Annotated in this window: 9 protein-coding genes; 5 read left to right on the top strand and 4 right to left on the bottom strand. The window is 63.5% G+C overall.

The window, feature by feature from the left end; translation table 11 throughout:
* Nucleotides 1-201: 201 nt before the first annotated feature.
* A complete protein-coding gene (locus X741_RS139450) occupies nt 202-1,212 on the top strand; it encodes a fatty acid desaturase (protein WP_031250602.1) in 1,011 nt (336 codons plus the stop codon).
* 92 nt (nt 1,213-1,304) lie between these two features.
* The gene (locus X741_RS139455; RefSeq protein WP_023780408.1) at nt 1,305-2,132 is read left to right on the top strand and encodes a PhnD/SsuA/transferrin family substrate-binding protein; all 828 of its coding nucleotides are present in this window, start codon (nt 1,305-1,307) and stop codon (nt 2,130-2,132) included.
* Here the strand turns inward: X741_RS139455 and X741_RS139460 are convergent.
* The 4 genes from X741_RS139460 to X741_RS139470 form a co-directional block, all read right to left on the bottom strand.
* The gene (locus X741_RS139460) at nt 2,097-3,452 is read right to left on the bottom strand and encodes a Xaa-Pro peptidase family protein (RefSeq protein ID WP_023780407.1); all 1,356 of its coding nucleotides are present in this window, start codon (nt 3,450-3,452) and stop codon (nt 2,097-2,099) included. The genes X741_RS139455 and X741_RS139460 overlap by 36 nt on opposite strands.
* 9 nt (nt 3,453-3,461) lie before the next feature.
* A complete protein-coding gene (locus X741_RS139465) occupies nt 3,462-6,107 on the bottom strand; it encodes an FAD-dependent oxidoreductase (RefSeq protein WP_023780406.1) in 2,646 nt (881 codons plus the stop codon).
* Nucleotides 6,104-6,589 (bottom strand): DUF559 domain-containing protein, encoded by a 486-nt coding sequence (locus tag X741_RS03095; RefSeq protein WP_023780405.1) that lies wholly within the window; start codon nt 6,587-6,589, stop codon nt 6,104-6,106. Before X741_RS03095 ends, X741_RS139465 begins: the two co-directional genes overlap by 4 nt.
* 135 nt (nt 6,590-6,724) lie before the next feature.
* Complete coding sequence (locus tag X741_RS139470; RefSeq protein ID WP_023763412.1) at nt 6,725-8,302, bottom strand: trimethylamine methyltransferase family protein; 1,578 nt, start codon at nt 8,300-8,302, stop codon at nt 6,725-6,727.
* Nucleotides 8,303-8,557: 255 nt separating this feature from the next.
* Here X741_RS139470 and X741_RS139475 point away from each other — a divergent pair, with 255 nt between their 5' ends.
* From X741_RS139475 to X741_RS139485, 3 genes are all read left to right on the top strand, one after another.
* Complete coding sequence (locus tag X741_RS139475) at nt 8,558-9,739, top strand: MFS transporter (RefSeq protein WP_023780404.1); 1,182 nt, start codon at nt 8,558-8,560, stop codon at nt 9,737-9,739.
* A complete protein-coding gene (locus X741_RS139480; RefSeq protein ID WP_023780403.1) occupies nt 9,736-10,899 on the top strand; it encodes an MFS transporter in 1,164 nt (387 codons plus the stop codon). Before X741_RS139475 ends, X741_RS139480 begins: the two co-directional genes overlap by 4 nt.
* Before the next feature lie 84 nt (nt 10,900-10,983).
* The gene (locus X741_RS139485) at nt 10,984-13,047 is read left to right on the top strand and encodes a prolyl oligopeptidase family protein (RefSeq protein ID WP_023780402.1); all 2,064 of its coding nucleotides are present in this window, start codon (nt 10,984-10,986) and stop codon (nt 13,045-13,047) included.
* Nucleotides 13,048-13,107: the final 60 nt, after the last annotated feature.

The following is a 13,107-nucleotide window of genomic DNA, read 5'->3' as shown; positions in this document are numbered from 1 at the left end:
AATTTGCGCCGAAGTGGCCGAACCGGCGTCTTAGGCGTAAATGAATCCGTAGTGCTGTTTACAATGTATAACATGTGCGGTCAAAAATGCGCAATCGCAACATTTTGTACACTTTGTCTCGTTGAGTGGAATCACTTCTCCTGACATTATGCTGTCAGGAACCATTGGGGTTCCGGCGACTGAGGGGCAGTGGTCGATAGCATGACAGGCAAGAGCATCAAGCGACGCAACGCACCGGCCATCGAATGGCCAACCGTGGTCCTCGCTTTCTTCTGTTACGGAACATGGCTCGCCATCGGATTCCTGCTCTGGCCGTCTTATCCCATCCTGGCGCTCGCCATCCTTGGCTTCATCCTGGCATTGCAGTCGTCGATCATGCACGAAGTCCTGCATGGCCATCCGACGCGCAGCGCATCGATCAACGAGGCCTTCGTCTTCCTGCCGATCGGTCTGGTCTGGCCGTTCCGCCGCTTCAAGACGCTTCACCTGCGTCACCACGCCGATGAGCGGCTGACCGATCCGCTCGACGATCCGGAAAGCTACTATCAGGCGCTGTGGCATCATGACGACCTGCCGCCGACGATGAAGTTCCTGCTCAAGATCAACAACACGATGGTCGGCCGTTTCTTCCTCGGTCCGTGGCTGTCCTGCATCGGCTTCTTCATCGACGACGCCAAGCGTATGATTGCCGGCGACAAAGCGATCCGCAAAGCTTGGCTGCTGCATGCGGTCGGCCTCGCCATCGTGATGCCCATCGTGCAATTCGGCTTCGGTATTCCGCTGTGGCTCTACATCCTTGCGCCGGTCTGGCTCGGCCAGTCGCTGATCGCGATCCGCACTTTCGCCGAGCATCAATGGTCCGAGCACCCGGAAGGCCGCACGGTCATCATCGAGCGCTCGCCGCTGTCATTCCTGTTCCTCAACAACAATCTGCACTTCGTCCACCACAAGATCCCGACAGTGGCCTGGTACAGGCTGCCTCAGCTGTTCCGCGAGCGTCGTGAGGAATGGCTGCGGATGAACAATGGCTATGCCTACCCCAATTATTTCACGCTGATCAAAGCCTATGCCTTCAAGGCCAAGGAGCCGATCGTGCACCCGGTGCTGCGGCGCGCGCCGGAGCCGGGCAGGGCCTTCAAGCCACGTATCCGGGCGCGCAACATCAATGGGCTTGGCACCGCGCCGGTGCCCGCCGAGCCGCCCAAGGAATAATTCCGGGCATCCTGGAAACCCGTGTCGGCCAATTCTGATTGGGCGCCGTGTTTTTGCGATCCTTTCTCGATACACCATGATTGAGTGTCGGCATGAGTGAATTGGTTGCGGCCTTGCCGATGTATGACTGGCCGGAAGTGCGTGGCGAAGTCGACGCGCAGTGGGCAGGATTGCGCGATGTCTTCCGGCAGAGGGGCATCGACGCGCCGTCGACGATCGTTCGTCGCAATGGCGAGTTGCCGGCGGTACCAGGCGGCATCCGCGACGCCGAGGGAAAACTGATCGCGCCGGACCCGGCGACACTGCCACCGGACAAACTGGACTTTCACAAGCTTTGGCTGCACCCGGCGCTGCTGTTCGCGCAAACCTGCTGGGGCCCGATGGAGCTTGGCCTGTCCCGCCATGTGCAAGTGGTCGGCCAGCCGAGCTACGACGCCTATGAGGGCGGACAGGGCGAGCTCTATTCAAGCGCGCTGGTGATGCGGACAGGCGAAGGGCCGGAAGTGCGATCGCCGGCTGATGGCAGGGCCATGCTGCCGCTCGATCTGATCCGCGGCAAGCGCTTCACCTTCAACAGTCTCGATTCCATGTCGGGCATCATCGCGCTGACGCGTGATCTGGAAACAGCCGGCGAAAGCCTCGATATCTTTTCCTCGCGGAGTGAAAGCGGCGGCCATCGCGGCTCGATCGTCACTGTGGCCGAGGGCAGGGCGGATATAGCTGCGATCGACTGCGAAAGCTGGGCGCTGGCGCAGCGTTTCGAGCCGGCGGCGCGCAAGGTCGTGATCGTCGGCTGGACGGCACGGCGCAAGGGCCTGCCCTTTATCACCGCCAGGACAACACCGGAAAAAACGATCAAAGCAATGCGTGAGGCCCTTGTAGGGTTAGCCGAGCAGCCTCGCATCCAACGGGTAGGTTGAGAGCTGCTCGTTCCCGGTCTCTGTGATCAGGATCTGCTCCTCGATCTTGACGCCCTCGCGACCGCCGAGCCTGCCGATATAGCTTTCGACACAGAGCACCATGCCTGGTTCCAGAACGCCATCCGGCGTGTCCGGAGTCCAGTCGCTGGCATGCGGTAAGGTCGGGTATTCGTCGGCAAGGCCAACGCCGTGATAGAGCACACCATAGCGTGTCGGGAAGCAGTCTCCCGGCGGTACCGCTGAACGGTCGACAAGGTTTCGGAACGAGATGCCCGGCTGCATCAATTCGGTGTTGTGCTGGATCTGATCGGCGGCGATGCGGAACAGGTCGCGCTGTTCGTTCGAAGGTTCTGCATCGCCGCACAGCCAGGTGCGCGACAGGTCCGCGCAGAAGCCGTAGGGCCCGATCAGGTCGGTATCGAAGGCGACGAGGTCGCCCGCCTCGATCTTGCGCGAGGAGCATTCCTGGAACCATGGATTGGTGCGCGGGCCCGAGGCCAGTAGCCGCGTCTCGATCCATTCGCCACCGCGCGCAATGTTGCCGCGATGCAGTTCCGCCCACAGTTCGTTCTCGGAGATACCTGATATCAGCGCCTGTTCCATCTCGCCCATCGCCGCCTCGCAGGCGACGATGGCGCGGCGCATGGCGAGGATTTCGTCAGGCGATTTGATCAGCCGCGCGTTTTCCATCACCGCTTCGCCATTGCCGATCGAAATACCGAGGCGAGCGAGTGCCTCGACACCCTCCGGATTGATGTGATCGACGGCGATGCGGTTGTTGCCGCCGCCATGTTCCCTGACCAGGTCGGCGATGCCGGCGGCCCAGCGGCGAACCTTTTGCTCCGTGAGTTCGCCGCCATAGAGATAAATCCACGACACCGCCGGCCGCACCTCGTCGACGACGCCGGAATGGTCGGACAGATGCTCGCAGGAAAAATAGTCGAACAGCACCACCGGACCTTCGGTGGCAACGAAACAATGCCGCGTCGGGTTGTGCGCCACCCACAGCTGCATGTTGGTGCTGTCGGTCGCATAACGAATATTGACCGGATCGTAGAGCAGGGCGCCGGCATAGCCACTGCGCTTCAACTCGGCGCGGATGCGCTCCAGCCGATATTTGCGCATCGCCGGCAGGTCGGGGGCAGGAATGCCTGCCGCCGCCCATTCAGCTTCCGCTTGCGTGCCATAGCCCAGCACATGCTGGTTGAGTGACGCCGCCTTCTGGCGGGAGGCGTCGCGCAGGGCATCGATCGAGCCCGTCTCGAAGGGCATGATCTTGCGGTGGCGGCCGAAGCCGCCTTTGGGCCCCGCGCTGTCCATGGTCGAACCTCAGCTCCGCATCTTCTCGCCGCTCGGGTCGAACGGCGCCTCGACATTGATGCGCGCCGGCCGGCGGTGTCCGAGAATCTCGATCTCGAACAGCCCGGCGCTTTCGTCGTCGGCAAGCGCCGCCGGCACATAACCTTGCGCCATCGATTTCTGGACGTAGTGGGCATAGCCGCCCGAAGTCACCCAGCCGACCACGCGCCAGTCGCCGTCGATAATGCCGCGCACGGCGGAAGCGCCTTCCGCGGCCTTGGAGCCGCGCACTTCCTCGCCGGCATTGTCAAAGCGCGGCGCGCCGTAGCCGTGCGGCTTTTCCACCGTGCCAAAATCCTTGCTGACCTTGGCCCAGATCGGCTCGTCGCCCATCACGTCGGCATCGGCGGCGTCGACGATGAAGGAGACACGGCGCAGCTTCGGTCCTTCAGCCTGTTCCTTGGCGGCTGCCTCGCGGCCGATGAAGTCGTTCTTCTCGAGCTTGATGAAGCGGTCCATCGAGCCTTCGAACGGTCCGTAGATCGGCCGCAGCTCGCGGAACCAGGTCGGGAAGTTCTTTTCGAGGCGCATGGAAAGCAGGGCGCGCATGCCGAAATCGACCAGGCCGAATTCCTCGCCGGCGTCCTTGATCGCCTTGTAGACCAGCCTCTCATAGGCCGGCGCCATCCAGATTTCGTAGCCGAGATCGCCGGTGTAGGTGATGCGGTTGACCATGCAGGGCGCGCCGCCGACCGCCATCTCGCGAAAATCCATGAAGCGGAAGGCTTTTGTCGAGATGTCGACATCGACAAGCTTCTGCAAGAGGTCACGCGATTTTGGGCCGGCGATCGATAGACCCACCAGCGTCTGGTCGAAGCGGTGGATGCGTACGGACCCGTCCTTCGGCAGGTGCTTTTCGAACCAGCGCATATGGTACTTCTGCGCTGCCGACGAGCCCCAGATCATGAAGCGGTCTTCACCGGCCTTGGCGATGGTGAAGTCGCCGATCAGCTTGCCGAATTCGTTGATCATCGGGGTAAGCACGATGCGACCGGTTTTCGGCATGCGGTTGGTCATCAGCCGGTTGAGGAATTCTTCCGCGCCCAGGCCCGACACTTCGTATTTGGCGAAATTGGCGATCTCGGTGACGCCGACGCGCTCACGCGTGGCGCGCACTTCCTCGCCGATCGGACCGAAATCGTTGGAGCGGTGGAAGGAAACGATATCCTTGGGCTCTTTGCCTTTCGGTGCGAACCAGAGCGGCGTCTCGAGGCCCCAGGAGTCACCCATGACGGCGTTGTTGGCGAGCATCGTGTCGTAGAGCGGCGTCGTCTGCGCCGGACGTGCCGCCGGCAGTTCCTCGTTGGGGAAGCGGATGGAGAAGCGGCGAGAATAGTTTTCGCGCACCTTGGCGTTGGTGTAGCGCAGGCCGGCCCACTCGCCGAAGCGGGCGACATCCATGCCCCAGACGTCGAAGCCGGGATCGCCATGGACCATCCAGTTCGACAGAGCGAGACCGACGCCGCCACCCTGGCTGAAGCCGGCCATGACGGCGCAGGCGCACCAGAAATTGGTCAGGCCCTGCACCGGACCGACCAGTGGGTTGCCGTCGAGCGCGAAGGTGAAGGGGCCGTTGATGATCTGCTTGATGCCAGCCTTTTCGATGCCGGGGAAATGCTTGAAGCCGATCTCCAGCGACGGTGCGATGCGGTCGAGATCGGGCGGCAGCAGTTCATGGCCGAAATCCCACGGCGTGTTGACCGGCGACCACGGCTTGCAGGCCTTTTCATAGGTGCCGAGCAGGATGCCGTTGCGTTCCTGGCGCGTGTAGATCTCGCCCTTGAAGTCGAGCACGCCGATCATCTCGCGGCCGGTCGACTTGTTGAATTCCTCGACCTCGGGCATCGGCTCGGTGAGCAGGTACATGTGCTCCATGGCCAGCACCGGCAGTTCGACGCCGACCATGCGGCCGATCTCGCGCGCCCACAGGCCNAGGTACATGTGCTCCATGGCCAGCACCGGCAGTTCGACGCCGACCATGCGGCCGATCTCGCGCGCCCACAGGCCGCCGCAGTTGACGACATGCTCGGCGTGGACCGTGCCCTGTTCGGTGACGACGTTCCAGGTGCCGTCGGGCTGCTGCGTCAGGTCGACGACGCGGTTGCGCAGCACGATCTCGGCGCCGAGCTTCTTGGCCGCCTTGGAATAGGCGATCGTCGTGCCCGAGGGATCGAGATGGCCTTCGACGGGGTCCCACATGGCGCCGACGAAGTTGGTCTCGTCCATCAACGGGAACATCGCCTTGGCTTCGGACGGGGTGATCAGCTCGGTGTCCATGCCGAGATAACGGCCCTTGGCGTGGGCCAGGCGCAGGAAATCCATGCGCTCGGGCGTATCGGCCATCATCACGCCACCGGTCAGGTGCAGCGAGCAGGATTGGCCGGATATTTCCTCGATCTCCTTGTAGAGCTGCACGGTATAGGCCTGCAGCTTGGCGACGTTGGGATCGCCATTCAGCGTGTGGAAGCCGCCCGCCGCGTGCCAGGACGAGCCGGAAGTGAGCTCCGAGCGCTCGATCAGCATGATGTCGGTCCAGCCGGCCTTGGCCAGATGGTAAAGAACCGAGCAGCCGACGACGCCGCCGCCGATGACAACCGCTTTTACATGGGATTTCATGAAGATAGGTCCGTTTTTAGAGAGATTGAATCGAGTGAGTGCGGCGCGAAGACAAAGCGTAGGTCGGATACGGCGACGTTTTCCGCCAGCCTGCCATCAAGCGCGGCAAGAATGGTTTCACAGACGGGAGTACGATGTTTCAGGACGTCGTGGCTCCAGACACGCAAGATCGAATAGCCTTCGGCGCGCATGAAATCGTCGCGGCGGCGGTCAGAGGAACTGCCGGCGTGTTGTGAGCCGTCGATCTCGACGACGAGCCATTTTTCGCGGCAAGCGAAGTCTGCGAAGAAAGGGCCGATGGAGAATTGGCGGGTGAAACGATAGCCCGCAAGCTTGCGGGCTTTTAATTCAAGCCAAAGCAATGCTTCGGCTTGTTTATCGCCTTGCCTAAGGTTTCTCGCTCGCTGAGTTGTGTCCATCTTGCGGCGGCTGCGGGTTTCACGGGCGGCTCCCCCCACTCCGTCGCCGCTTCGCGGCGCCACCTCTCCCCCCTCCGGAGGGAAAGGACGGGAGCCAGCCTGCGCACGCTCGCGCCTTTCCTCTCCCCCGTCGATCAGGGGAGAGGTGGCGAGCGCAGCTCGACGGAGTGGGGGTCGACCGTTCATCAACAACATTGATCAGAAATCGGTCGGCGCGCCGCCCTCGGAGCGGCGCTTTTCGACGAAGGCGTTGAGTTCTTCACGGATCGCCGGGTCCATGTAGGGATCTTCGTAGGATGCCAGCCGTTCCTTCCAGACCTTGTTGGCCTTTTCCAATGCCGTTGGCGATCCGGCTTCCGCCCAGGTCTCGAAGTTGCGCCAGTCGGAGAGAATTGGCGAATAGAAGGCAGTCTTGTAGCGGTCCTGCGTGTGCTGGGTGCCGAAGAAATGGCCGCCGGGTCCGACAGACTGGATGGCGTCGAAGCCGAGCGCTTCATCGGACAGGTCAAGCGGGGTCAAAAACTCCGCCACCATCTGCAACAGGTCGATGTCGAGAATGGTCTTCTCGTAGGAGCAGCGCAGGCCGCCTTCGAGCCAGCCGGCGCCGTGCATCATCAGATTGCCGCCGCCCTGGATGGCGCCCCACAGCGAGAACACGCTTTCATAGGCCGCCTGCGCGTCGACCGTGTTGGCCGCGCATGTATTGGAGGTGCGGTAGGGGATGTTGTAGCGGCGGGCAAGCTGGCCGCCGACCAACTGCGCCTTCATGTATTCGGGCGTTCCGAAGGCCGGCGAGCCGGACTTCATGTCGACATTGGAGGTGAAGCCGCCATAGCCGACAGGCGCGCCTTTGCGCACCATCTGGGCAAAGGCGATGCCGGACAGCGCCTCGGCATTCTGCTGCACCAGCGCGCCGGCGATGGTGACGGGTGCCATTGCGCCCGACAGGGTGAAGGGCGTGACGACGACGACCTGGCCCTTGCTCGACATCTGGATGATGCCTTCCATCATCGGCACGTCGAGCTTGAGCGGCGAGTTGGTGTTGATGATGGTAAAGACCGATGGCTCCTCCAGCATCTGCTCATGGCTGATGCCGCGGGCGATGCGGGCGATCTCGATGCCGTCGACGTTGCGCTCCTTGCCGAGCGAATAGATGTGAAACACCTTGTCGGTCAGCGTGGCGAGGTCGCGTATGCATTCGAGGTGGCGGACCGACGGGTGAATGTCGGTCGGCTCGACCGGATAGCCGCCGGTGCAGTTCAGAATGTTGTGCATCTGCGCCAGGCGCAGGAAATTGCGGTAGTCAGCCTGATTGCCAGGGCGACGGCCGCGATCGATGTCGGAGCAGTTCGGCGCCGAGGCCATCATCGACAGGATTACATTGTTGCCGCCGAAGCGGAGATTGTGCGCGGGATTGCGGGCATGCATGGTGAATTCAGACGGGCAGTGCGACACCAATTCGAGGATCATGTCGCTGTCGAAGCGCACCCGCTCGCTGCCTTCGCGCACGTCGGCGCCATGCGCCTTCATGATGCGGCGGGCCTCGTCATGCAGCACGTCGACGCCGATTTCCCTGAGCACGCGCAAGGAGGCGAGGTGGATAGATTCCAGCTCGTCGTCCGAAACCAGCCTGGTCGGCGCCAGCGGGTTTTTCAGCTGGCGGAAAGGCGGCTGCTCGAACGCGGCCGAGCCTCCGGCGCGCTTCCCGGCGCGGCCGCCACGGCGGGCACGGTCGGGCGCCAAAGCCGGTTCTGCAGATTGTAGGGCGGCGGTCATGATGGTCCTCGTAGGATGCGATAGCGGGCGGCATAATGGACCGGCGGCCCGCCGACCATTGCGGAGGCGGCGACCACTAGGGCGAGGGAAGCGACATGACCGGACGGCAGCGGCGTGGCCGCGACATCGCCTCGATCATCCGACCATTGGCGCAAGCGGAATTCCCTTGCCGGCCCTTTCTTTCCCCCGGCCGAACCAGTAGCTGGTGACGCTTGCCGGCCGGGACGCCAGCCGGCATCCCACATGGATAATTACATGGTCGCAACCAGCACGAGCGAGGTCGAAGCGGGAACGCAGTGGGCAGCGCTCGCCGGCATCACCGCAGCGCTTGCCATGTTCGGCGCCGCGCAGGGGCTGAGCTCGCCGCTGTTCACGCTCCTGATGCAGAAGCAGGGCATGTCGCCGGGGTTGATCGGCCTGTCGGCGGCGATGATGCCGCTCGGTTTGATCCTGTCGGCTTCCTTCGTGCCGGCGGCGGTGCGGCTGGTCGGCGCGCGCGACCTCGCGGTCGGCTGTTCGCTGATCGGCGCGTTGTGCTTCCTGGGCGTCGGCTATCTGCAGAACTGGGTAGCCTGGTATGTCATCCGGTTCATCATCGGCGTGGTCATCAATCCGCTCTACATCCTTGGCGAGGTCTGGGCGCTGTCGCTGGCGGCGCCATCGCGGCGAGGCCGGGTCATGGGCGTGTTCAACACGCTGATGGGCGCCGGCTATGCGGCCGGGCCTTTCACCTTGACCCTGGTCGGTACGTCGGGCTGGGCTCCCTTCAGCGTCGGCATCGGCGGCTTCGTGCTTTGCGCGGTCATTCTGCGTCTTGTCTCGTCGAGGCTCACCGGTTTCGAAGATGACGGCCAGCCCGCCGGCAGTTTTTTCAGCTTCGCCCGCCTGGCGCCGGCTCTGCTGCTGGCCGTGCTGGTCTCGGCCGCCGTCCGGCAAAGCACCTATGCGCTTGTCCCGGTCTTCGGCGCCGCCTACGGCCTGCCGGAAGCGGTGCTCGCCGCGCTGGTGATGGCGCTTTCCCTCGGCAACATCCTGCTGCAGATCCCGCTCGGCCTGCTGGCGGAGCGGTTCGGCGGCCGCCCCATGATCCTGGCCTGCGCCATCGCAACCACCGTCTGCGCGGTTCTGCTGCCGCTGCTGATCATGACGCCGCTGGTCTGGGGCGTGCTGCTTGTCATGGGCGCGGTCGGCTACGGCGTCTACACGATGGCGCTGGTCGAACTCGGCAGCCGGTTCAGGGGCACGCTGCTGGTCACCGGCAATGCGGCCTTCGCCTTGCTGTGGGGCGTTGGCGGTGTTGTCGGCCCGCCGGGCGCGGGCCTGCTCATGCAGGGCATCGGCCCGCTTGGCCTGCCGATCGTGATCATCGGCCTCGACGCCTTGCTGGTGATCTTTGCACTCTATCGCTCGTCGGTCCGCCGGAGCCGGCAGACATGATCGCGGCCAGCCCCGGCAACGGCGAGGCAGGGATGCAATGGGCGGCGATCACCGGCGTGATCGCGACCGTCTCGGTGTTCGCCATCGCGCAGGGGTTATCCTACCCTTTGCTGAGCTTCATCCTGCAGCGGCAGGGCGTCTCGCCGGCGATGATCGGACTGTCGGCTGCCATGACGCCGATCGGCTTCATCGTCTCGTCGCCGCCCATTCCGGCGCTGGCACGCCGGTTCGGAGCAGGGCGCACGGCGCTCACCTGTGCAGCACTTTCGGCTGTCTTGCTGGCGCTGATCGGCTGGACGCAGAATGTCTATCTGTGGTTCCCGCTGCGTTTCCTGATCGGCGTCGTGACCAATCCGCTCTATGTCTTAAGCGAAATCTGGGTGATCGCGCTGGCGCCGCCGGCCCGGCGCGGCCGCATCATGGGCATCTATTCGACGATCATTTCGGCGGGCTTCGCGGCGGGTCCACTCTGCCTGCTTGCCGTCGGCACGCTGGGATGGCCGCCATTCCTGGTCGGCATTGGTGCTTTCGTGCTGTGCGGCATCTGCCTGGCGTCCGTGCTGCCGCGCCTGCCGAAAGTCGACGAGGCCGGTCACCAGGTTTCCATTCTTGGCTTCGTGCCGCTGGCGTGGCTGCTTTTGTTTGCCGTCATCGTGGCTGCCGGTTTCGAACAGGGAGCGCTGGCCTTGCTGCCGGTTTACGGCACGCATTACGGCATCGCCGAAGCCCGGATGTCGGCGCTGCTCACGGTGATGATTGCCGGCAACATCGCCATGCAGGTGCCGCTCGGCCTGCTGGCGGAAAGGCTGACGGCGCGGTTCGTGCGGCTGGTCTGCATAAGCGTTACGGCGCTAGGATGCGCGCTGTTGCCGTTTCTCATCGAGACACCGCTGATCTGGCCGATGATCTTCATCTGGGGCGCCGTCTCCTACGGCATCTACACGATGTCGATCATCGAACTCGGCGAACGCTTCACCGGTTCGACACTGGTCGCCGGCAATGCCGCCTTTTCGCTGATGTGGGGTGTCGGCGGCATCGCCGTGCCGCCGGTGGCGGGAAGCGCCATGGATGTGCTGGGCGCGGGCGGCCTGCCGCTTACGCTTGGCCTGCTGTGCCTGGCGCTGGCGGTTGCGAGCGTCGCTGGTCGCGAGAAAGCCTGAATCCTTGGCCTCGATGCCGCAGCTATTGAATATCGGACAAGGCATGTCGATGTTGCATGCCAAGACATGCCTATCGGAGATTCCATGACCAAGCCTATCGCCAAACCAGACTCCAGCACTGACGATCCCTTCCTCTGGCTGGAGGACAGGACCAGCAAACAGTCGCTGGATTGGGTCCACAGTCAGAACGAAGTCACGGTTGGGCAATTGCAGGGCGATCCGTCCTACCAGGCATCGTTCCAGACCGCGCTCGACCTAATGACGGCCGAGGACAACATGGCCGTGGGTGCGGCAATCGCCGGTTACGTCTATAATTTCTGGCAGGACAGGACCAATGCGCTTGGCCTGTGGCGCCGCACGACCGTCGCTTCCTACAAGACCGAGAAGCCCGAGTGGGAAACGATCATCGACTTCGACCAGCTCGCGGCGAAGGAGGGAATCAAATGGGTATTCAGCGGCGCCAGCCGGCTCTATCCGGAGTTCAGCCGCTGCCTGCTCTCGATGTCGCCGGATGGTGGCGATGCCAGCGAGATGCGCGAGTTCGACATCGAGACCAAATCGTTCATCGAGGGCGGGTTTCGTGCGCCGGCCTCGAAATCGGGATTTGGCTGGCTGGACAAGGACACGGTCATCGTCTCGGCGGCCTTCGAGGAAGGAGACAAGACAGAGTCCGGCTATCCGCGCGTGGTCAAGCTCTGGAAGCGGGGCACCAAGCTCGAAGACGCGGCGCCGATCTTCGAGGCAAAGACCGAGGATCTCGCCGTCGGCGCCGGTGTCGAGTTCGACGGCGAGAAGCGCCATCTGTTTCTGGCGCGGACACTCAACTTCTTCGCATCGCATAGTTTCGTGCATTTGCCGTCAGGCGAAAACAGGCACATCCCGCTGCCGGACGACGTCACCGACACCGCGCTTTTCAAGGACCAGATGGTGTTCGGGGTGCGCACCCCTTGGACGGCGCCGGATGGCACGGCCTGCCAGCCGGACGGGCTCTATTCGCTCGATTTCGCGCACTGGATCGAAACCGGCAGCCTTGGCGCCATCGAGACCTTGCTCCCGCCGGCGCATCGCGTGTCGATCGCGGGCCTTGCCCGCACCCAGGACCGGTTGTTCATCAGCCTGATGGACAATGTGCGCGGCAAGGTTCTCGTCTGCGAACGCAAGGACGGCGTCTGGTCGCTGACGCCGGTCGCTCTGCCTGAAAACGGCACCGTCGGCATCAGTCACGCTGAGCATTTCGGCTCCAGCGTCTCGTTCTCCTTCACCGATTTCCTGACACCGAGCTCGATCATCTGGTCTGACAACGATGGCGCGACGCTTGAAACCGTGAAGTCGCAGCCAGCGCGGTTCGATGCCTCGCCGCTGATTTCGGAGCAGTTCGAGGCGCGCTCGAAGGACGGCACGATGATCCCTTATTTTGTCGTCCGGCGGCGCGACCAGAAGGGCCCCGTGCCGACGTTGCTCTATGGCTATGGTGGCTTCGAAGTGCCGTTGCTGCCCGGCTATGCCGGCGTGCGCGGCAGGCTGTGGCTGGAGAAGGGCAACGCCTATGTGCAGGCCTGCATCCGCGGCGGCGGCGAATTCGGCCCGGCTTGGCATCAGGCGGCGCTGAAGGGCAAACGCCAGAATGGTTTTGACGATTTCGCTGCGGTCGCCGAGGACGTCGTCCGCCGCGGCATCGCCACGGCTGCCTCGCTCGGCATCCAGGGCGGCTCGAATGGCGGCTTGCTGACCGGTGTTTCCCTGACGCAGCACCCGGAGCTGTTCGGTGCCGTCATCGTCGAGGTGCCGCTGCTCGACATGCTGCGCTACACGCAATTGCCGCCCGGCGCCTCGTGGATGGCCGAATATGGCGATCCGTCGAAGCCCGAAGACGCCAAATGGCTTTCCGCCTATTCGCCCTACCAGCATGTCGATGCCGACGTCGCCTATCCGCCTGTGCTGCTGACCACATCGACGGCGGACGACCGGGTCCATCCCGGCCATGCGCGCAAGATGGCGGCCCGGCTGCAGGAGGCCGGTCACGCCAGGACGCTGTTCTTCGAGGAAACCGAGGGCGGGCATGGCGGGCGCGGCGACCGCCGGCCTCAAGCGATGCAGACGGCGATGAAATATGTGTTCCTGCAGAGGGCGCTAAGCAGCAAGGCCTAGCCACCACATCCCGTCATCGGCCAAGCAAAGGGTGGCTCACCGCCCTTTGCCCTGAATCCT

The organism is Mesorhizobium sp. LNHC221B00, from assembly GCF_000502935.1.
GTDB lineage: Bacteria > Pseudomonadota > Alphaproteobacteria > Rhizobiales > Rhizobiaceae > Mesorhizobium > Mesorhizobium opportunistum.
The sequence above is the reverse complement of the archived record's forward strand: the minus strand, read 5'-3'. Positions and strand labels throughout refer to the sequence as shown.

Bases quoted from the DNA above. Each gene is read 5' to 3' on its own strand.
- X741_RS139485 (WP_023780402.1), top strand. From the start codon at position 10,984: ATGACCAAGCCTATCGCCAAACCAGACTCCAGCACTGACGATCCCTTC.
- X741_RS139480 (WP_023780403.1), top strand. From the start codon at position 9,736: ATGATCGCGGCCAGCCCCGGCAACGGCGAGGCAGGGATGCAATGGGCG.
- X741_RS139455 (WP_023780408.1), top strand. From the start codon at position 1,305: ATGAGTGAATTGGTTGCGGCCTTGCCGATGTATGACTGGCCGGAAGTG.
- X741_RS139450 (WP_031250602.1), top strand. From the start codon at position 202: ATGACAGGCAAGAGCATCAAGCGACGCAACGCACCGGCCATCGAATGG.
- X741_RS139470 (WP_023763412.1), bottom strand. From the start codon at position 8,302: ATGACCGCCGCCCTACAATCTGCAGAACCGGCTTTGGCGCCCGACCGT.
- X741_RS139460 (WP_023780407.1), bottom strand. From the start codon at position 3,452: ATGGACAGCGCGGGGCCCAAAGGCGGCTTCGGCCGCCACCGCAAGATC.
- X741_RS139475 (WP_023780404.1), top strand. From the start codon at position 8,558: ATGGTCGCAACCAGCACGAGCGAGGTCGAAGCGGGAACGCAGTGGGCA.